Below are 19,483 nucleotides of genomic sequence, written 5' to 3' on the forward strand. Positions count from 1 at the left end.
TACAGGAGTTTATTATGGATCCGCATATTACAGAATGGTTGAATTTAGCAATACGCTGGGCTCACATGATTGTTGGTGTTGCGTGGATAGGCGCATCATTTTACTTTGTTTGGTTAGAGAACAACCTTAACCGAGTAAACCCAAAAACGGGCCTTTCAGGCGACTTATGGGCAATTCACGGCGGTGGTATTTATCACCTAGAGAAGTACAAACTTGCGCCACCAGAGATGCCAGAGCATCTGCACTGGTTCAAATGGGAAGCTTACTTCACGTGGATCACCGGTGTGTGTCTACTGGGTGTGGTTTACTACCTAAACGCTGAGATTTACCTGATTGCACCGGGCTCAGGCCTTGATTCAACAACGGCAATCGCGATTGGTATTGGTTCATTCGTTGCCGGTTGGTTTATCTACGACTTACTGTGTGACTCACCATTAGGTAAAACACCCGTACTGCTTGGCGTTGTGCTGTTTGTATTGCTCGTTGCTGCGACCTATGGTCTAACCCAAGTGTTCAGTGGTCGTGGTGCTTACATCCACGTTGGTGCGATCATTGGTACCATCATGGTGGGTAACGTATTCCGCGTTATCATGCCTGCACAGCGTAACTTGGTGAAAGCGATTGAAGAGAATCGCGAACCGGATCCGGCACTGCCAGCGAAAGGTCTACTGCGTTCTCGTCACAACAATTACATGACACTGCCAGTGCTGTTCATCATGATCAGTAACCACTTCCCAAGCACTTATGGCTCGGAATACAACTGGCTGATTCTTGCAGGTCTAGCGATTTTCAGTATCTTGGTGCGCCACTACTTCAACACACGTCATGGTAGCCAAAAGTTTGCATGGACTGTACCTGTAGCGGCATTGGGTATGATCACGCTTGCGTTTGTTACCTCACCTTACGCGAAAAAGCAGATGACTCCGGTTGTGCAAGCACCTGTGGTTCAAGAAGTGCAAGTAAGCGCGACGGAATCGGCGACAGAAGAGGCTGTTTCGAACAGCACAGCTTCAACTACGGCTAGTTCTCAAGTTGCACCAGCGGATCACGCAATGCAAACTGCTAGCGCAGGCGTCAGCTTTGAAACTATCAACAAAGTCATTCAAGAGCGCTGTTCTGTGTGTCACTCATCAACTCCTAGCCATGCTGCTTTTGCTGCTGCACCTGGTGGTGTGATGTTTGATACTCCAGAAGAGATCAAAGCCAACGTACCAAGGATTGTTGCTCAAACCGTAACAACCAAGGTGATGCCGCTCGGTAACATGACTCAAATGACCGACGAAGAACGCGCACTCATCGGCACTTGGGTAGAGCAAGGCGCTACGCTTCAATAATGATGTGAATCCTTTGCCTAAGAGCATGAGTCTTAGGTGAGGCTTGGGGAGAGTTTGGTTTCGGGCACGCACCAAACTCATCCCACCCTGTTTCCCCGGTTCCTATAACCGGGGCTTTTTGTTGTTTTTGGACAAAGGCATATTAGAAACTTTATTAGTATGCATCCTTAATAGTTTTATGAACCCACCGACGTGAGTTCGATATTTGCGTTACATGACATATTTAGTTGCATATAAATTGTTGTTGGTCATGAAATTTAGGCTGTATGTTTGGTATGTGTATGTTCTGAAAGGAAAGCTTGTTGAAATTCAAAGCTTTTGATTGCGAATATTCAAAAAGAACTAGTTAGATACCCAAGTATAAATTTCATAAAAAATAAGGAAATATAGTAATGAAATCAGTTTTTTCGTTCGACTCAATGTTAACTCCTAAGTTAGTTACTGGCCTATATTGGTTGTTGTTGCTAATCGCTGTAGTTTCAGGACTAGCAACCATGTTTGGAGGATATGGAGGCGTAACATTTGAGAAGTTTATTCTTGGTGCGTTTACGATATTAGGCGGCGCTATAGGTGCGAGAATTTGGTGTGAATTGATGATAGTTATCTTCAAAATTAATGAAAACCTGCAGTCTCTAAAGGACTTAAAAGGCGAGACTGAAGCCTAGTATTCAGATGCGTGACAGCTAACACTTCGATGTTAGCTGTTCTAACATGCCGAAGCTGCAATTCACTATGTTGCGCCTGTTGGTGAGAAAGAAGACTCTGTGAATCATTGCATGTCGATAGTAAGTACTTACGTTTAAACTGATTCATTGCGTGCGCAGTCCTGTATAAGGTTCTTGATATGAATCTCTACCCATGGCATTTTTAGTCCAAATTGACTTTACTTAGGACAAAAAATGGAAGACTTGATAGTCGCGTATTTTAGGGCATTGAGCTCATTCTTTAGGTATCTGTTTCAGTCGATCTTGATTGAGTTCATTGGTTACGGAGCTGGCTGGATAGTCTGTAAAGTATTCACACTAGGGCGCTTTCCCCCATTGATTCCAACCGACAAAGAGCGAACCAGAATCTCTTATATCGGAGCTATTAGTATCGTGTTGCTTCTGTTAGCAATTGGTGTCTTCAATAGTTTGTGATTCGGAGTGAAGATATATGAAATTTTACCCTGCGGAACAATACCAAGCGGCTTGCAACGAGCTGTTTGTCCGATACGAACGTGACATCAAAAAGCTAATCCTTAATGCGAGAGTTGAGCACGTAGGCGCATCTTCTATTCCATCTGCAGTATCTAAAGGCGACTTGGATATATTCGTCGGTATTGAATCGAGTGAACTTGAGTACGCCATTGAACAACTCACAACACTCGGCTTCAATGAGAAACTCGATACCTTAAGAACGCCGGAACTGTGCATGTTGGAGTCTACATCAGGACATGACGTGGCCTTGCAAGTAGTTGCCAATGGTTCTGAGTTCGAATGTTTTCTAAGGTTTCGTGACAAGCTACGTGCGGATCCGGAATTAGTGGAGCAATACAACACCCTCAAAATGTCTTGTGAAGATTGGTCGCAAGAAGAGTACCGTGAAAAGAAGTCGGCTTTTATCGAGCATGTGTTGGCTTTGAAATAACAACAAGTTTCGATTGGATATTATTCATCCAAATCCTAACTTTTTGTGCTGTTTTTACTTTCCTCTTACACTCTTTTCAAATATCGAACCTAGTATCAAATTTCTCTTTGTTATACAGGCAAGTATCTCATTATGAAGAACTTCTTTGATAGCGAACTCATGCTCTCTAGCTCTTTGAATTTCGTTTTGCTATCGCTTGGGCTAACGCTCCTTTTTCATCTTCCGATTTGGTGTGGGTTCAACTTGAGCCGACGAAAATGGAAGCTCATGGATTATTTATGGCCGTTCTTGGCGGGTATCGGGATGCTGGGTGCGGTGTCTGAGATTCGTGCGAAAGTAGCGGGTGATTGGGTTGAAACAGAACAAACCAGAGCGGTGGCGATTTTAGAGTCGGTTCAGCAGTTTTCTTTGGATAAATTAAGAAGTGATACCTGCACCGGCCAGCCATCTTTAGATAGTCACGCTCAGCACCACGAAGCGTGTTTGTGGTATTTGAATACGGCAATCACGTTCAAAGATGTCGATTTTACCCTGTTACCCAACGCATCGGATTTTACGGTTCCTGCGCCGAGCGTGTCGCTGGTTGAAAGCGATGCCGTGTGGGTGGATGGTATGCTGAGTCAGTATGAGAAGCAGAAAAACCAATACATAAAAACCAGAGAAGCGCAGGTGAAGCAGCCACTAGAAAGCCTCTTCTGGTATGTAAGTCCTTACTTAGTCTGTTTCGCTATTGCTCTGCGCCTTACTAAAGTGACGGCAGAGCTTAAACTGGATAAGTGCGCAAATAATTAGTTCGACATAGACAGCGCGAACGACAGCAAAATAGGCAAGGTAACCACGCTTAGGAAGTTGCCAAACAACACCATGGACGCGACCTTGGGCGGCTCGACATTGAATCTTTCTGCGAACAAGTAGTTCATCACGGCGGGTGGCAGCATGGTGAACAGCACCATCATTTGTAGGTGCAGCGTTGGCAACGGAATAAAGAAGTAGATGATGGCAAAGGCGATGGCTCCTGTGAACAGTGATTGAGCCGTACACAACAAGCCTACTTTGAATCCGCTTAGCTTCAAGTTCACCATTTGCGAACCTAGCGATAACAGCATGATAGGTACGGCTGCTTGGCCGAGTAGCGATGTGGCTTCGTAGATTGGATTCCACACTGCAATGCCAGATAGGTTGAGCGTCATTGCTAATGCAGCGGCCAAAAATATCGGCATCTTGAGGATCTGTTTGATCGGGTTACCTTCGCTTAGGAGCGCCAAACCAACACTGATATGGACACACGCCGATACCACAAACAGCAGTACTGCAGGGGCTAATGCACTCTCACCAAAGGTATACGTGAATAGGGGAATCGCGAGGTTGCCACTGTTGCGGAACATGTGTGGCGGAGCCCAAGCTTTGAAGTTGAGCTTAAAGATCTTACAGATTGGTATCATCAATAAAGCGGGCACCAACACCGCGACCAAAGAGGCGGTGATGAGTGGCAGTTGTTCGGTGTCGAGAGGCATGGTGGTCAACGAGGCAAACACTAGCGCAGGAATACACACATCCATGTTGATGCGATTGATCGGTTTGAAATCGGGCTTGAGCCAACGACCTACCGCAAAGCCAGCACTGGCTAAAGCAAAAACGGGAAACAGAATGCTGACGACCTGTTCGAACATAGAATTCCTTTCTAGATGTAGTGCTTCCATTTAGCTGAGAAACGAATGTTTTAGAGAGACGCTAAAGTGAAGTATGAAGTCGAAATGTATAAACATTAACCTATCAATATAATGACTTGGCGTCACCGAAGATCGTTGTCTGTGAGCGGTTAATTTATATTTATTTGAATGAAGCACAAAAAAGACCAGTGGCATCAGCAACTGGTCTTTAAAGGCTAGATAAATCTGGACGGATTATATAATTAACGACGGCTTGTCGCTGTCTAGCGATTGTTACTCGGTTTTAAGCCTAACTAACGAGTTTCTTGTAATCTTTGAAGTTCACATCGTAGGCCTTTTCGCCGTAGATGTAAGTCTCGCTAACGGTTCTGTCGTCACCCAAGCTCATCAATACAAACAACTTCTCTTCAAGCTTGGTGGTTTGTTCCATTCTAAATCGCATCAGTTGTGTTGCGTGCAAGTCGAGCACCACGAAATCCGCTTCTTTGCCGACTTCCAAGTTACCAATCTTGTCTTCTAAATGCAGCGAACGTGCGCCGCCTAGTGTTGCCAAGAACAGCGACTTAGCTGGGTGCAGTTTCTTATGCTGTAACTGCATGATCTTGTACGCTTCACTCATTGTTTGCAGGATTGAGAAGCTGGTGCCTGCGCCTACATCAGTACCGACACCGACACGAATGCCGTGCTCTTCCATCTCTGGTAATCGGAACAAACCCGAGCCTAAGAAAAGGTTAGAAGTTGGGCAGAAGGCGATGGCAGATTCAGTATCCGCTAGGCGCTTACATTCGCAGTCAGACAAGTGAATACCATGGGCAAATACCGAACGTTTGTGAAGTAGTCCGTAATGGTCATAGACATCTAGGTAACTGTCGCGCTCTGGGAACAGCGATTTCACCCACTCGATCTCTTTCTCGTTTTCAGAAAGGTGAGTGTGCATGTACACGTCTGGATATTCTTCTAGCAGTTTACCGACAGTGGCAAGTTGCTCTGGAGTACTGGTTGGCGCAAAACGAGGCGTCACAGCATAAAGTAGTCGGCTGCGGTTGTGCCATTTCTCAATCAGTTCCTTGGAGTCAGCATAGCCAGATTCCGGTGTGTCGGTGAGGTAATCAGGCGCGTTGCGATCCATCAATACCTTACCGGCGATCATTCGTAGGTTACGCTTCTCGGCTTCTTCAAAGAATACGTTGACGGACTCTTTGTGTACCGTGCCAAACACCAGTGCTGTGGTGGTGCCATTGCTTGCCAATTCGTCTAAGAATAGTTTTGCCACTTTGTGTGCGTAGACTGGGTTTTTAAAGCGCTTTTCTTCTGGGAAGGTGTAGTTCTCTAACCAATCTAGTAGCTGCTCACCGTAAGACGCGATCATCCCTGTTTGAGGGTAGTGGATGTGCGTATCAATAAAGCCAGAGGTGATCAGCTTGTCTTTGTATTCTTTTACTTCGAGTGTTTTAGGTTGGCGAGCTAATACCTCGTCGGCATGGCCTAAGTCGACGACATGGCCGTTCTCAACCACTAAAACACCGTCTTCAAAATAGTCGTAAGACTCATCGATACCGACGTCTTTTGGGTCGGCGACGCTGTGTAAAATGCTGGCGCGATAAGCTTTGCGTTGCGTTGTCATGTTTACTTCCTTTTAATGACTTCAGCGACGTTATGGCCGCTAAAGCTTTGCGACTTTTATTAGGCGATCTTCTCTTCCAATGGTGGTTCGCCTACGTCGCTTGGTTGACTGTGTTGATCGGTCAAATCCTGATTTCGATATTGTTTGGTTGGGCGCTTTTGTTCAAGTGCTTGGCCTTGATAGTGTGCGATCAGTTCACCAGCAACCGACACCGCAATTTCGGCAGGGTGTTTGCCATTCACCGCACTAATGCCAATCGGGCAAAGCATAGTTTCAATTTGTTCTTGGCTATAGCCGCGTTGCTCTAAGCGGAAGTCGAACTTCTTGCGCTTAGTAAGCGAGCCAATCATGCCGAAGTAACGGCTGTCTTCACGGTCGATAATCGCTTTGGTTAAATCGAAATCGAGCTGGTGGTTGTGCGTCATCACTAGGTAGTAGCTGTTCGGTGGCATGTGTTTCACTTCACCGACTGGATCGTCTGAGACAAGCTTTTTCACACCGTGTGGTAGCGCTTCAGGAAATACTTCTTCACGCTCATCAATCCAGGTCACACGGAAGGGTAGGGTTGCGACAATGTGCAGCAGCGCTTTGGCAACATGACCTGCGCCAAACAGTACAAGATGGTTCTGCTGAGTGCCAATCGGCTCAAAGCTTAGCGTTGCCATTCCGCCACAACATTGGCCTAAACGAGCACCTAGATTGAAGCGTTCTACTTTGAGTGATTTTTCACTGGCAATCAGCATTTCGCGCGCCATTTTAGTGGCCACATGTTCAAGGTGACCACCACCAATCGTAGCGATGATTCGGTCACGAGTGACAAGCATCTTGGTACCCGCATCACGCGGCACTGAGCCTCTGTCTTCAAGCACTGTCACCATCACACATGGCTCGTAGTTCTCTTCCAGTTTTGCCAGTTCGTGAATCCAATTATCCTTAAACATATGTCCTCCTAAATCCCTTTTTATGCTTCCCAAGCTAAACGATCGATATGAGCCCTAAGCCGTTTCTGATTGAGCATCGACCGAAGTCGGAGCCGTTTCAGAGACTTCCTGAATCGCCATCAGAATGCGCTCTGGCGTTGCTGGTGTGTTGAGCTTAGGAATCGCTCCATCAACGGCCACGTAGCTAATCGCATCTTTCAATGCACTCCATACCGACATACCCAACATGAAAGGTGGCTCACCCACGGCTTTCGAGTTGAATACTGTGTCTTCTGGGTTGCTGCGGTTTTCCAAAAGGTGCGTTCTGAAATCAATTGGCATATCAGCAATCGCCGGGATCTTGTAACTCGCAGGACCATTGGTCATCAAGCGGCCTTGCTGGTTCCACACCAACTCTTCCGTTGTTAACCAACCGACACCTTGTACAAAGCCACCTTCGACTTGGCCGATATCAATCGCCGGGTTCAATGAAGCGCCTACGTCATGCAGAATATCGACACGCAGAATCTTGTTCTCGCCAGTCAGGGTATCGATGATGACTTCTGAACAAGAAGCACCATAGGCGTAGTAGTAGAACGGACGACCACGCGCCTTCTCGTGATCGTAATAGATCTTCGGAGTGCGATAGAAGCCAGTGCTTGATAGCGAGATTTGGTTGAACCAAGCCAGTTCAACAAATGAGTTGAAGGTCATGATCTCATCGCGGATCTGCACCATGCCGTTTTTAAACACCACTTCTTCAGGCCACACTTTGAAGTGCGAAGAAGCGAAGTCGATCAGGCGCTGCTTAATGGTTATTGCGGCGTTTTGCGCGGCCTTACCGTTGAGGTCGGCGCCCGATGAGGCTGCGGTTGGTGATGTGTTCGGAACTTTGTCTGTGTTTGTAGCGGTGATCTGGATACGTTCGACATCGACTTGGAACTCCTGTGCAACGATTTGCGCCACTTTGATGTTCAAGCCTTGCCCCATTTCCGTACCACCGTGATTCAAATGAATACTGCCATCGGTGTAGATATGGATGAGCGCACCTGCTTGGTTCAAGAAAGTCGCAGTAAACGAGATGCCGAATTTCACTGGTGTGATCGCAAGGCCTTTCTTCAAGATAGGGCTTTGCTTGTTGAACTCAGCGATTTCTTTACGACGTGCGTGATAGTCACTGCTGCGTTCAAGCTGTTCGGTTATCTCAGGTAAAAAGTTGTCTTCAACGGTTTGGTAGTAATGGGTCACGTTACGGCCTTCTTCGCCGTAGTAGTTCGCCTTACGTACTTCCAAAGGATCTTTTTTCAGGTAACGCGCAATCTCGTCCATGATGTGTTCAATCGTCATCATGCCTTGCGGGCCACCAAAGCCACGGTAAGCGGTGTTCGATGCGGTATTGGTTTTGCATCGATGACCGACCACAGTTGCATCGCCTAGATAATAAGCGTTGTCTGAGTGGAACATCGCGCGGTCGACAATAGAACTTGATAAGTCTGGTGAGTAACCACAGTTACCTGTAACGGTAATGTCGGCACCTTGAATCACACCGTTGTCGTCAAAACCGACTGTATATTGATTGTAGAACGGGTGGCGTTTACCGGTTTGCTGCATGTCTTCATTACGCAGCAGACGCATTTTGGTCGGTCGGCCTGTAAGGTGGGCAATCACCGCAGCCATACAGGCTGGAGAGGCTGCTTGAGTCTCTTTACCACCGAAACCACCACCCATACGACGCATATCAATCACGACTTTGTGCATCGGCACGCCAATCACTTCCGCAACCAGCTTTTGAACTTCGGTCGGGTTCTGTGTAGAGGTGTAGACGATCATGCCGCCGTCTTCGGTTGGCATTACACTACTGATTTGCGTTTCTAGGTAGAAGTGTTCTTGGCCACCGATCTCTAGGTCACCAGAGATCACGTGTTTCGCTTTTTTCAGTGCTGCTTTTGAGTCACCACGCTGTTGAGTGTGGCTTTCTGTTACGAAGTGCTCTTTTGCCAGCGCTTCTTTCACATCAAGAATGGCTGGTAGCTCTTCGTATTCAATAACGGCTGCGTGCGCGGCTTTGCGTGCGGTTTCTAGATCGTTAGCTGCCACAGCAATCACCGGTTGGCCGTAGTATTCTACTTTGCCATCGGCAAGCAGTGGGTCGCCCGGTAGGATTGCACCAATGTCCAATTCACCTGGTACGTCTTTGGCTTGAATGGCAATCGCCACGCCTTCAAATTCGTAACACGGTGATAAATCTATATTGGTAATGTTCGCGTGTGCTTGAGTGCTCAGGCGTGCGTAGACGTGCAGCTGATTTGGGAACTCTAGGCGGTCGTCAATGTATACCGCTTCGCCCGTGACTTGCTTGGCTGCACTGTCGTGTTTTACGCTTTTACCTACGCCAGTTTTTAGGTCTTGTTTTGCAATGGTAACCATCTCTTCGTGGGTCATCGCATTGCTCTTGTGAACAGAGGAATTTGATTTAGACATAAGACGTTACCCTTGTTTCGATTTGGTTGTTTTTGTTCTGCTGTTCAATGAAGTAACGACGCAACATATTGGCTGCCGACAATGAACGGTATTCTTGGCTGGCACGGAAATCAGATAGCGGCTCAAAGTCGTTATACAGTTCCTGCATCGCTAACTTAATATTAGCGTCTGTCCATGGTTTGCCTAATAACGTATTTTCACAACGCGCCGCGCGCTTAGGTGTTGCAGCCATACCGCCGAAAGCGATACGAGCGTAAGAAACCTTGCCGTCTTCGATTTGAATATCAAACGCACCACACACCGCAGAGATGTCGTCGTCTAAACGTTTAGACAGTTTGTAAGCTCGGAAGCTGTCGTTAGTTGGCTTAGGAATGATGATCTGTTCGATGAACTCACTCTCTTTTTGCGCCGTCACTTTGTAGCTGATGAAGTAATCTTCAATTGGCATAGTGCGTGACTCGTCTCCGCAGCGAAGTTTGATTTTCGCGTCGAGAGCAATCAGCAGAGGAGGGGTATCACCGATAGGCGAGGCATTCGCCACATTACCGCCAATGGTGCCTTGGTTACGCACTTGCAGTGACGCAAAGCGGTGTAGCAGTTCACCAAAATCTGGGTAGTGTTTTTTCAGTAGTGCGTAAGAATCGCTGATAGGAAGGTTGGCACCAATGATTAAATCGGTGTCGGTCTCTTCGCATACCTTCATGTCTTCAACAAGGTTTACGCTGATCAGTGTTTCAATCTCGCGATGGAATTGTGTGACTTCCAACGCTAAATCCGTGCCGCCAGCAACCAGCTTAGCGTTCGGATGTGCTTGAAAAAGCTTGGCCAGCTCATCAGTGCTTTTCGGGGAAAAAGCGGTGAGGTGACCAAGGCGTAAGTTGGCCTCGGTGCCTTGAATATCTTCTAGCTTCTTGATGGTGTTCCGTTCAAGTTCAGCAAACTGGTCGATCAAAGGTTGGTCTGTTGAAAGCGACATCGCAGCATCAACAATTGGTCGGTAACCCGTACAGCGACATAGGTTACCCGCCAGTGATTCCATGACGTCTTCTTTGCTCGCATCGGGTTTGTTCTTGCCTAGCGCAAACATCGACATGATGAAGCCCGGTGTGCAGTAACCACATTGGGAACCGTGAAAATCCACCACCGCTTTCTGTACTGGGTGCAAAGAGAGATCTCGGTTTTGTAGATCTTCTACTGTGATCAGTTGCTTGCCATGCAGCGCTGAAACGAACGTCAGGCAAGAGTTCACCGAGCGGTATTGCAGCTGTCCATCAACCACTTCACCCAGAACTACCGTACATGCACCACAGTCACCCGACCCACAACCTTCTTTTGTACCGGTTTTATTAACCTTGGTACGAAGGTAGTTGAGCACTGTCATATTTGGCGACAGATTATTTTCACGTCTTATTTCCTGATTGAGCAAAAAAGTAATCAAGAGACCTCCTTGTAAATCGACATATTTCCATGTGTATTCTTTTTGACTTCTAGGTCAATAATTATCCATCCTGACCCTGTGGTCAACTATTTATTTACAAAAATGCAACAAATAGTCTTAGTTGTGGATTGTATACAATTTTATTTTAACCGTAGTTGTCTGTTTTATAAGGGGTTGAGTTGAAGGTGAACAGTTTTTTGGTATTAATGAATTGATAGCTATGTATACAAGATAATGACAGGGTTTGTGGCACTGTTGGAAGTGATTCTATAGTGGCTAAGATCGTTGTTGAGGCTAGAATAGGCAGTGTTTTAGATGGATGTGAGCCGATCGTCATCTTTATTTTTAGGGGAGAGGGCATAAAAAAGAGAAGTAAACGCAGAGGCTTACTTCTCTCCAATTTTGTTGACGAAAAGCTGTTAATAAAAAGCTGTTAATAAAAAGCTGTTAACAAAAAGTTGTTAACGGATGGTTATTAAGCGCTTGTTGAATCTTCTATGACTTGCTCTTAAGCAGATCTGAGAACACGACATGCAGATCACTAGAAGCTGTGCTGCTGTCTAGGTTGAGCTTTGAACGGATGTGGCTTAGGTGTTCCTGCATCAATTCTACTGCTTGTTGTTCGTTACCTGACTCAATTGCATCCAGTAAGCCTGAGTGTTCGTCTAGCGAACAGTTCGAGTGATTGCCCGTTTCGTACTGAGCGATCAGCAGTGAGGTTTGCGATACCAAACTGCGTTGGAAAGCCAGCAGTGGCGCATTCTCAGCCATTTCAGCCAGCTTGATATGAAACTCGCCAGACAAGCGTAAGCCGGAGCCGTAGTCACCTTGGTCAAAGGCGCAGTTCTCTTTTACAACGAGCTTTCGGCATTCTTCGATTTGCGCTTTGGTTGCGTTTTTCACCGCCAGCTCAGTGATAGCAATTTCCATTACTTCACGTGCTTTAAATATCTGCTTGGCTTCATCAACCGTTGGGGCAGCAATCATTGCACCCCGGTTTGGACGGATCACCACAACTTGTTCTAAAGAGAGACGCAGTAAGGCACGACGGATAATGGTGCGGCTAACGCTAAAGATTTCTGCTAAGGCTTCTTCGCTTAATTTGGTGGCTGGTGGCAGCCTTTGTTCTAGTATCGCGTCGAAGATATGGCAGTAAACAACATCGTCTTGAGTCTGGCCTGTTACTTTCGTTTTTACACCTTTGGAGACAGAGTTTTTGAGAGCTGTCATAGAGATAAGGGCCCTTGTTTAGTCGAGTTGGGTTAATCGAGAATAATTCATGAGAGTTACTCTATATTGTATACATTTATCTATACAATGCCACCGGATGAAAGTGCGATGCACGCTTATTTGTTAATGACTTATAACATTTTGTTTGCAGGGAACTGTGTGCAATCTTTAGCTTTAAGCCATTTTTAATCCAACTAAACTCGATTATCACCGCAGCTGTAGGCAACGATCTGGCTGATTTCGCTCAGGCTACGACCTGACTGTTGTTGCCATTCGTTGAAGGCTTTACCCGCTGCCAGTTGTGTTCGCTTGGTGTTACGACCGCTATCCACCACATCGGTGCTGCGTAGGTGTGCTTCAACATCTGATGATAAGATGAACGTGTCTTTACCCATTTGGCGCAGAGTGTAGGCACCAGTATTACCACCTAATCGCTTGCCGTGTTTTTTCAGGTAATCCCACAGCTCGGTGATACGTTCTGATGGCCAGTCGGCAACCATTTGTGAGAATGAATCGGCTTCACGCTTGGCATTGTGGATCATGGTGGCATTGGCAGGGATGGTCATCACCTTAGTAAGGTGACGAATAATGCGCGGATCTTGAGCTTTCTGTTCCCACATCTCATTCGGCAGCATCAGCATCTTTTCGATGTCGAATTCAAAGAACACCTCTTCAAACTGCGGCCATTTCTTTCTCACCACATTCCATGAAATACCACACTGGAATACCTTTTCAGTAAAGGCGGCTAGCCAACGGTCGTCGGTGATCTGCGATAGCTCGGCTTGGGAAAGGGGCGCGCGAACAATCTTTTCGAGCTCGGCAGCTCCACCTTTACGGTGAGCCGCACGTTGATAAATAGAGTCGAATTTTTCTTGGGTCATTGGAGGTTCCAAATTACATCTGTGTATCTTGAGTGTGTAGCTAATGCTTAATGATATGGGGTCAAATTTGGCAATTAAAACAAGTCTGTTAACTAAAACCAGTCTGACAATTAGAACAAGTTAGCAGATCTTCAATTCCATCTGATATAAGGGCCATGTTTTACCATTGAACTCTTTCACGCTCGGCTCTTTGTCGACCACCTGAAAGCCGGCTTTGTCGTAGCAACGTTTTGCTCCGATATTCTGTTGAAAGGCCGCCAAGCTGATGGTGGTGACATCAGGGATTTGTTTCGCAGCGTCTAATGCACTTTCTATCATGGATTGCCCAAACCCTTTGCCTCGTTGGTTTGGGTGAATGGCCACTCGGCAGAATCGAAGTTCACTGTCTGACATACGTTGAAACTCCATAAACCCGATCAGTTCTGAGTTATTGCCGTTCGAATTCAGTTCAGAGAGAGCACTAGACTCAGAGAAGGTATATAGCTCAACTTGAGGCTCTTGAGAGCGTTCGATGATGGAGGCGGCTTCTAACGGCCAACCAAAGGTTCGTCCGCCCCACAGTACATAGTCTTCGAGTGATGTGAACCAAGTGACGATCTCATTGGCATCGGAGGCTTTAAAGCGGTTTATTTCCATATCCTTGTCTCTTCCTTATCGCGTGTCTCTTTTTCTAAACCGCTAAACTTCCGTGCCCAACTGCTCAAGAAAGCCACGCATGTAATCGGTGCGCTTGTTGGCTTCTAACTTGGCTGATTCTGTATTCATGGTTTCTGCTAGCTTAAACAGCTTCACGTAGAAGTGGTCGACGCTGTAATGCTTGTCATCCAAGTCACGATGTTCAGCGAACGGGTCTTCGTGGTTATAGAGTTCGGCATCGAAGCTTTGACCAACGTATAGGCAACGAGCAATACCAATTGCACCGAGAGAATCTAGGCGATCAGCATCTTGGACGATTTGAGCTTCCAAGGTTTCTGGTGTGATGTTAGCGCTGTAACTATGCGTGACAATCGCATGATGGATCTCATCAAGATAGGACTCGGGATACTCGATAGATTTGAGGAAAGAGATCGCCTTGTCTGCTGCCATTTGCGAGCTTTTGGCTCTGTCTGGGTGATTCTTGGGAAAGGTGAAACAATCATGAAGGTAAGCAGCAGGCAGAACGACCTCAAGCTTAGCTTTTTCTTGAGTACATAAAGCCTTAGCAGTTTTGACTACTCGCTTGATGTGGCTGATATCATGCGCCGCATCTTGTATCATTTCTTGTTGTGCAAAATCAAGCAGTTGGCTTTCAAGTTTTTCAATCACGCGTCTCTTTCTCCATTTTTAGACGTTATCAATGTTGCTTATCGATCAGTGTCGTTTCATATCGACTTTAACAGTTTCTAGCGTGATTTTTTATCTTTTATAAAAGGAATACCCACAAAAAAACCGACTCTGTGAGTCGGCTTAATATTGGTCTTTATTTGTTGTATTGGCTTTTAAGCTGCGGCTTGTTGCAGCTGCGCCAATACATGATGCAGCGATGGGCTGATCGTGTGGCCAAGCGCTTTTACTTCTTCGCAAGGCTCAACCAAATCTGGAATTTGGAAGCTGATCATGTTGGCTGCCATTGATGCGCGAATACCGTTGTTTGAATCTTCAAACGCTAAGCAAGTTTCAGGTGCAACCCCTAGGCGTTCTGCCGCCAATAAGTAGATCTCTGGGTGAGGTTTGCCATGAGTCACTTCGCAGCCTGTGCTTAGTGAGGTGAAGTACGAATCTAGGCCAGCCAGCTCGAGCTTCTTCTTTGCGATATCAAGCTGAGTGGAGGTCGCTACCGCGATTGGAATGTCATTCGATTTTAGCCATTCAAGAAGCTCAATCACGCCGTCTTTTACAGGGATCGCTTGGTTCTTAACAATCGCACTGTAACGAGTTCGCCATTCGTTGTTTAACGCAGGATAATCTAAGCCTTCACCGTAACCATTTCTAAAGATCTGTTCGATGGTTTTTGCGTTACAGCCAATAATGCCTAGGTAAACATCTTGCAAAAACGGAACACCTTGCGCGTGACATGCTTCTTCAAAAACCTGCATACAAAGTCGCTCGGTGTCGAGCAGTAGTCCATCCATATCAAAAATAGCAGCTTGAAAATTCATATCCGTGGTTCTTTATCTATTGTCGTCGTGAGAATGAGTATTTTGACATAGTGTCTAAGGATAGGCGAGTCAGCGTTGAGTTAGAATCGGAAGTATTGGGTGTGCAATATGCTTCTGAATGACTTGAAATCTCATTAATTCAAGCTGAAATAATATCGTTCAGTTATGAGCCTAATCTTTTATAGGTCATCGAGATCTAACAGATACAATTATGACTGTTATACATAACAAATCGAGGTCGGGTGTTTGTTTTACTATTACATTTCATAAACTTACAGGCTTGTTAGCGTGACCATAATCTTATAAAAAACAATTTGCGGTAGCCTTTAATGATAGTGTGACCAAGCAATAAGTAAATGGCTGAGCTTAGAGACAAAATATCATTAGTCCATATTTTTAGCAGGGTTGCTTATGTTGTATTTTGAGTTTCTATTTTTATTAGTCGTACTTTATATCGGGTCTCGGTATGGTGGTATTGGCTTAGGTGTTGTTTCTGGTATTGGTTTGGTTATCGAGGTGTTTGTCTTCAAGATGCCACCAACCTCTCCACCTGTCACTGTCATGTTGATCATCCTCGCTGTTGTGACTTGTGCTTCGATTTTAGAAGCGGCGGGAGGCTTGAAATACATGCTGCAAGTTGCGGAAAGGGTACTGAGAAAGAACCCGAAACGCGTCACCTTGATAGCACCGTTCGTGACTTACTCGATGACTTTCTTATTGGGTACTGGCCACGCGGTTTACTCAATCATGCCAATCATCGGCGATGTGGCATTGAAGAACGGTATTCGTCCTGAGCGTCCAATGGCAGCTGCGTCGGTGGCATCTCAGTTGGCGATTACGGCATCACCAATCTCTGCTGCTGTAGTGTATTACCTCGCACAACTTTCTGATATTCAACACTCTATTACTCTGCTTTCTATTTTGATGGTGACGGTTCCTGCAACATTGTTTGGTACGTTCTTGCTTTCTTTGTATAGCTTAAAACGCGGTAAAGAATTGAGCGACGATCCTGAATACCAAGCACGCCTAAAAGATCCTGAGTGGAAAAAGCGCATTGAAAGCACTACCGCGACCTCTTTGGATGAAGTTCTGCCAACTTCGGCTCGTAATGCGGTTTTGATTTTCCTATTGTCGATTGTGGTGATTGTTATCGTGGCGATGGTGCCTGAGATCAGAACCATCGTTGACGGCGACAAGCCAATCAAGATGTCGGTGATCATCCAAATGATGATGCTCTGCTTCGGCGGTATCATTTTGCTGGCGACTAAAACTGACCCGCGAGATGTGCCAAACGGTGTGGTATTCAAATCGGGTATGGTGGCGGCGATTGCGATCTTCGGTATCGCTTGGATGTCGGATACCTACTTCCAATACGCAATGCCTCAGTTCAAGTCTGGCATCGTGGAAATGGTGACCAACTACCCATGGACGTTCGCACTAGCGCTATTCATCGTATCGGTTGTGGTGAACTCTCAAGCCGCTACTGCGCGTATGATGCTACCTGTTGGCCTTGGCTTAGGACTAGACCCAGCCTTGTTGATCGGCTTAATGCCAGCAGTTTACGGCTACTTCTTCATCCCGAACTACCCATCAGATATCGCAACGGTTAACTTCGATGTGTCTGGCACTACCAAGATTGGTAAGTGGTACTTCAACCACTCATTCATGTCGGTTGGTTTGATCGGTGTAGTCGGCGCATGTTGCTTAGGCTACGCACTGGCACAGATTTTTATCGCTTAATTGTCGCTTAATCGACTAGCGAGATAAGAAACGAGAAACAGCGCCTATTGAGGCGCTGTTTTTGTTTCTGACGCTTGAAAAGGTATGTGAATTAAGTAAAAGGCAATTTAGATCAAAATATTAGCTAATATTATTAGTTGCAAGTGGGGTAGTGGTGATATAACGCTATTTTTGTGAGACGAAGAGGCACTAATGATTACTAACTTTGAGCAATTAGAGCAAGATATGGCATCCACTCCATCGTTTGATGGTCAGTTAGCTAAACTGGTCCACCTCAAGAACAGCAATGGAATGAGTGTATCCTTCATGGATATTGGAGCTACTTGGCTGAGTTGTTCTATGCCAGTGAATGAAGTAGCTCGAGAGGTGTTACTTCGCTCACCCAATATGGCTGAACATATGGAGCAGAGCTCTTATTTTGGTGCGATTGTTGGACGTTTTGCAAACCGTATCGCTAAAGGCCAATTCGAACTTGAAGGGAAGCGCTACCAACTCGGGGTTAATAATGGTGAAAACTCATTACATGGTGGAGTAGAGGGCTTTGATAAAAAGCGTTGGAGCATTGTTGAACAAAGTGCACAAAAGGTAGTGTTTACTCTTCATATCAAAGATGGTGATCAAGGGTATCCGGGTAATCTTGGTGTCAAAGTTACCTATTCTCTAACGGATGACAACCAAGTATCTATTTCTTATGAAGCCAATACTGATAAGACTTGCCCCGTTAACTTAACCAATCATGCTTACTTTAATTTGGCTGGTGAGGCTTCTGGTTCGAAAAGCTTGGATCATGTATTGCAGTTGAGTTCAGGCCATTATTTACCAACAGATCAAGGCTTAATACCAACGGGAGAAATAAAGGCGGTTGAGGATACGAGTTTTGATTTTTCAAACGCAAAGCTCATTGGGCGGGATTTTCTGAATGAGTCGGACCAGAAAATGGCTGGTGGTTATGATCATGCTTTTGTGCTTCAGCCTGAAGTGACCGATGGAGAGTCGGTTGCAGCGGTTCTGGTTGCACCTGCAAAAGAAGTCGTGATGAAGGTAAAAACGACGAAGCCTGCTATTCAGTTTTATTCGGGTAACTTTCTAGCAGGGACGCCTGGTAAGAGTAAAAATTATGAGTTGTACGATGGTCTTTGCTTAGAAACCCAATATTTTCCAGATGGTCCTAATAAGCCAGAATGGGGACCTAACCGCGGGCTCCTGAAGTCTGGAGAGCTTTATCAACATCAGACGGTTTATCAGTTTAAGTTTTAGGCCCTAACTATTGGTGGGCTATGTGCCCACCTTATCCGATGGTGTTGAGGATGTACGAATAATCAATTCTCCTTCCACTTTTCGTCTACTGGATAACAAAGGCTGAGCCTCAATTTGCGCCATTAAGGACTCAATCGCTAGCTTGCCCATATCTGAGTAAGGTAATTCAACGGATGTTAACGCAGGAAAACTTTCCGATGCGATTTGTTGGTTATCGTAGCCAACGATCGCGACATCTTGAGGGATCTTAAGCCCTAGTTCAGCCAGTGCTTGATAGCACCCCATCGCCATGTAATCACTGCCACAAAAGATAGCTTCTGGTGGTTGAGCTAACTTAAACAAAGCTAATGTCTGCTGATGTGCTTCTTTTAATGACCAGTTGGCCTCTGCTAAGTAATTGCTGTTCGGGACAATATCGGCATCAATTAGTGCCTGACGGTAGCCTTCACTGCGTTGTTGGCTCGCAAGCATCCAGTTTTCGCCTGTGAGCATAGCAATACGACAATAGCCTTGTTGGATAAGGTGAGAGACCGCTTTGTAAGCACCGATCATATCGGCAGGTAAAATGCTTGGTGCATCGCTATTGCTTTCGTTTGTGCAGTTTAGGAGCACGGTTGGCAGAGGCGTATTGACCCGTTGTTGTTCAAGTTCACGAGTCATGCTCGATGCGTACACCAAGCCTGCATAATCTCCGCTGTTGATTTCCACTTCAATTTTGCTCGCTAGCACTTCATCGTGGCTGTAATTGAAGATCACTAAAATAAAGTCGTTCGCCCAAGCCTCTTCACGCGCTGAGTTTATAGCATCAATAAAAGGGTCATAACTCGATAACCCGTTGACAACCAGTGCTATTTTATTAGGTCGACCCAGCGCATGAGCGACTTTCTTATTTTTGTAGCCAAGTGATTCGGCGGTATCGAGCACTTTACTTTTTGTGGTGTCTGCAATTTTTACAGACGTTGAACCATTAAGTACCAGTGATACCGTTGATTGAGACACACCTGCCGCTGCAGCAATGTCACTCATAGTGATTTTTTTAGCCATCGTAAATTTCAACTCAACTTAGTTAGCTAAAGATATTAGCTAATTATCAGCTTTCGATCACCTGTTAAAGATGGGGATCACAAAAAGTTGTCCGAGC

At 45.8% G+C, this 19,483-nt stretch carries 18 protein-coding genes and 1 pseudogene; 8 read left to right on the forward strand and 11 right to left on the reverse strand.

Annotated elements, in window-relative coordinates:
* Positions 1-14 precede the first annotated feature (14 nt).
* From A6D97_RS16280 to A6D97_RS16300, 6 genes and pseudogenes are all read left to right on the forward strand, one after another.
* Positions 15-1,334, forward strand: coding sequence for a urate hydroxylase PuuD (locus A6D97_RS16280; protein ID WP_065584818.1), 1,320 nt, complete (start codon positions 15-17; stop codon positions 1,332-1,334).
* 392 nt (positions 1,335-1,726) lie between these two features.
* Entirely contained in the window at positions 1,727-1,999 is a 273-nt protein-coding gene (locus tag A6D97_RS16285) for a DUF4282 domain-containing protein (RefSeq protein ID WP_017064999.1), read from the forward strand.
* Positions 2,000-2,047: 48 nt separating this feature from the next.
* Positions 2,048-2,137: pseudogene (locus A6D97_RS22365) on the forward strand (AraC family transcriptional regulator); the annotation flags it as partial.
* 96 nt (positions 2,138-2,233) lie between these two features.
* The gene (locus A6D97_RS16290; RefSeq protein WP_017064998.1) at positions 2,234-2,473 is read left to right on the forward strand and encodes a hypothetical protein; all 240 of its coding nucleotides are present in this window, start codon (positions 2,234-2,236) and stop codon (positions 2,471-2,473) included.
* A gap of 16 nt (positions 2,474-2,489) precedes the next feature.
* Complete coding sequence (locus A6D97_RS16295) at positions 2,490-2,963, forward strand: GrpB family protein (protein ID WP_017064997.1); 474 nt, start codon at positions 2,490-2,492, stop codon at positions 2,961-2,963.
* A gap of 267 nt (positions 2,964-3,230) precedes the next feature.
* Positions 3,231-3,755: a hypothetical protein gene (locus A6D97_RS16300; RefSeq protein ID WP_050632517.1), complete on the forward strand. Its 525-nt coding sequence runs from the start codon at positions 3,231-3,233 to the stop codon at positions 3,753-3,755.
* Here the strand turns inward: A6D97_RS16300 and A6D97_RS16305 are convergent.
* The 10 genes from A6D97_RS16305 to A6D97_RS16350 form a co-directional block, all read right to left on the reverse strand.
* On the reverse strand, positions 3,752-4,633 hold the full coding sequence (locus A6D97_RS16305; protein ID WP_065584819.1) for an AEC family transporter: 882 nt from the start codon (positions 4,631-4,633) through the stop codon (positions 3,752-3,754). The genes A6D97_RS16300 and A6D97_RS16305 overlap by 4 nt on opposite strands.
* A 289-nt stretch (positions 4,634-4,922) precedes the next feature.
* A complete protein-coding gene (gene guaD / locus A6D97_RS16310) occupies positions 4,923-6,257 on the reverse strand; it encodes a guanine deaminase (protein WP_017061605.1) in 1,335 nt (444 codons plus the stop codon).
* Between the two features lie 59 nt (positions 6,258-6,316).
* Positions 6,317-7,198: a xanthine dehydrogenase accessory protein XdhC gene (gene xdhC, locus A6D97_RS16315; RefSeq protein ID WP_017061606.1), complete on the reverse strand. Its 882-nt coding sequence runs from the start codon at positions 7,196-7,198 to the stop codon at positions 6,317-6,319.
* 54 nt (positions 7,199-7,252) lie between these two features.
* On the reverse strand, positions 7,253-9,658 hold the full coding sequence (gene xdhB / locus A6D97_RS16320) for a xanthine dehydrogenase molybdopterin binding subunit (protein ID WP_065584820.1): 2,406 nt from the start codon (positions 9,656-9,658) through the stop codon (positions 7,253-7,255).
* Positions 9,651-11,096 (reverse strand): xanthine dehydrogenase small subunit, encoded by a 1,446-nt coding sequence (xdhA, locus tag A6D97_RS16325; protein WP_065584821.1) that lies wholly within the window; start codon positions 11,094-11,096, stop codon positions 9,651-9,653. Before xdhA ends, xdhB begins: the two co-directional genes overlap by 8 nt.
* 495 nt (positions 11,097-11,591) lie before the next feature.
* Positions 11,592-12,326: a GntR family transcriptional regulator gene (locus tag A6D97_RS16330; protein WP_017086635.1), complete on the reverse strand. Its 735-nt coding sequence runs from the start codon at positions 12,324-12,326 to the stop codon at positions 11,592-11,594.
* Between the two features lie 194 nt (positions 12,327-12,520).
* Complete coding sequence (locus A6D97_RS16335) at positions 12,521-13,207, reverse strand: DNA-3-methyladenine glycosylase I (RefSeq protein ID WP_065584822.1); 687 nt, start codon at positions 13,205-13,207, stop codon at positions 12,521-12,523.
* Between the two features lie 120 nt (positions 13,208-13,327).
* Positions 13,328-13,843: a GNAT family N-acetyltransferase gene (locus A6D97_RS16340; RefSeq protein WP_065584823.1), complete on the reverse strand. Its 516-nt coding sequence runs from the start codon at positions 13,841-13,843 to the stop codon at positions 13,328-13,330.
* A gap of 42 nt (positions 13,844-13,885) precedes the next feature.
* Positions 13,886-14,512 (reverse strand): HD domain-containing protein, encoded by a 627-nt coding sequence (locus A6D97_RS16345; protein ID WP_065584824.1) that lies wholly within the window; start codon positions 14,510-14,512, stop codon positions 13,886-13,888.
* Positions 14,513-14,685: 173 nt separating this feature from the next.
* Entirely contained in the window at positions 14,686-15,345 is a 660-nt protein-coding gene (locus A6D97_RS16350; protein WP_010432777.1) for an HAD family phosphatase, read from the reverse strand.
* Between the two features lie 411 nt (positions 15,346-15,756).
* On the opposite strand from A6D97_RS16350, the gene A6D97_RS16355 reads away from it, so the two are divergent.
* Together A6D97_RS16355 and galM are read left to right on the forward strand one after the other, a co-directional pair.
* Positions 15,757-17,085: an anaerobic C4-dicarboxylate transporter gene (locus A6D97_RS16355; RefSeq protein WP_016766967.1), complete on the forward strand. Its 1,329-nt coding sequence runs from the start codon at positions 15,757-15,759 to the stop codon at positions 17,083-17,085.
* A 192-nt stretch (positions 17,086-17,277) separates the two neighbouring features.
* Positions 17,278-18,342, forward strand: a complete 1,065-nt coding sequence (galM, locus tag A6D97_RS16360; protein ID WP_065584825.1) for a galactose-1-epimerase — start codon at positions 17,278-17,280, stop codon at positions 18,340-18,342.
* 18 nt (positions 18,343-18,360) lie between these two features.
* On the opposite strand, the gene A6D97_RS16365 is transcribed toward galM, so the two are convergent.
* Complete coding sequence (locus tag A6D97_RS16365) at positions 18,361-19,386, reverse strand: LacI family DNA-binding transcriptional regulator (protein ID WP_017064985.1); 1,026 nt, start codon at positions 19,384-19,386, stop codon at positions 18,361-18,363.
* Positions 19,387-19,483: the final 97 nt, after the last annotated feature.

Origin of the sequence: Vibrio sp. ZF57, assembly GCF_001691235.1 — a bacterium.
GTDB lineage: Bacteria > Pseudomonadota > Gammaproteobacteria > Enterobacterales > Vibrionaceae > Vibrio > Vibrio crassostreae_C.

What these genes read in the sequence shown, in the direction of transcription:
- A6D97_RS16290 (WP_017064998.1), top strand. Translation starts at nt 2,234, where the DNA reads ATGGAAGACTTGATAGTCGCGTATTTTAGGGCATTGAGCTCATTCTTT.
- A6D97_RS16335 (WP_065584822.1), bottom strand. Translation starts at nt 13,207, where the DNA reads ATGACCCAAGAAAAATTCGACTCTATTTATCAACGTGCGGCTCACCGT.
- guaD (WP_017061605.1), bottom strand. Translation starts at nt 6,257, where the DNA reads ATGACAACGCAACGCAAAGCTTATCGCGCCAGCATTTTACACAGCGTC.
- xdhC (WP_017061606.1), bottom strand. Translation starts at nt 7,198, where the DNA reads ATGTTTAAGGATAATTGGATTCACGAACTGGCAAAACTGGAAGAGAAC.
- A6D97_RS16350 (WP_010432777.1), bottom strand. Translation starts at nt 15,345, where the DNA reads ATGAATTTTCAAGCTGCTATTTTTGATATGGATGGACTACTGCTCGAC.
- A6D97_RS16280 (WP_065584818.1), top strand. Translation starts at nt 15, where the DNA reads ATGGATCCGCATATTACAGAATGGTTGAATTTAGCAATACGCTGGGCT.
- A6D97_RS16365 (WP_017064985.1), bottom strand. Translation starts at nt 19,386, where the DNA reads ATGGCTAAAAAAATCACTATGAGTGACATTGCTGCAGCGGCAGGTGTG.
- A6D97_RS16300 (WP_050632517.1), top strand. Translation starts at nt 3,231, where the DNA reads ATGGATTATTTATGGCCGTTCTTGGCGGGTATCGGGATGCTGGGTGCG.
- A6D97_RS16355 (WP_016766967.1), top strand. Translation starts at nt 15,757, where the DNA reads ATGTTGTATTTTGAGTTTCTATTTTTATTAGTCGTACTTTATATCGGG.
- xdhB (WP_065584820.1), bottom strand. Translation starts at nt 9,658, where the DNA reads ATGTCTAAATCAAATTCCTCTGTTCACAAGAGCAATGCGATGACCCAC.
- A6D97_RS16340 (WP_065584823.1), bottom strand. Translation starts at nt 13,843, where the DNA reads ATGGAAATAAACCGCTTTAAAGCCTCCGATGCCAATGAGATCGTCACT.
- A6D97_RS16305 (WP_065584819.1), bottom strand. Translation starts at nt 4,633, where the DNA reads ATGTTCGAACAGGTCGTCAGCATTCTGTTTCCCGTTTTTGCTTTAGCC.
- A6D97_RS16285 (WP_017064999.1), top strand. Translation starts at nt 1,727, where the DNA reads ATGAAATCAGTTTTTTCGTTCGACTCAATGTTAACTCCTAAGTTAGTT.
- galM (WP_065584825.1), top strand. Translation starts at nt 17,278, where the DNA reads ATGATTACTAACTTTGAGCAATTAGAGCAAGATATGGCATCCACTCCA.
- A6D97_RS16295 (WP_017064997.1), top strand. Translation starts at nt 2,490, where the DNA reads ATGAAATTTTACCCTGCGGAACAATACCAAGCGGCTTGCAACGAGCTG.
- A6D97_RS16330 (WP_017086635.1), bottom strand. Translation starts at nt 12,326, where the DNA reads ATGACAGCTCTCAAAAACTCTGTCTCCAAAGGTGTAAAAACGAAAGTA.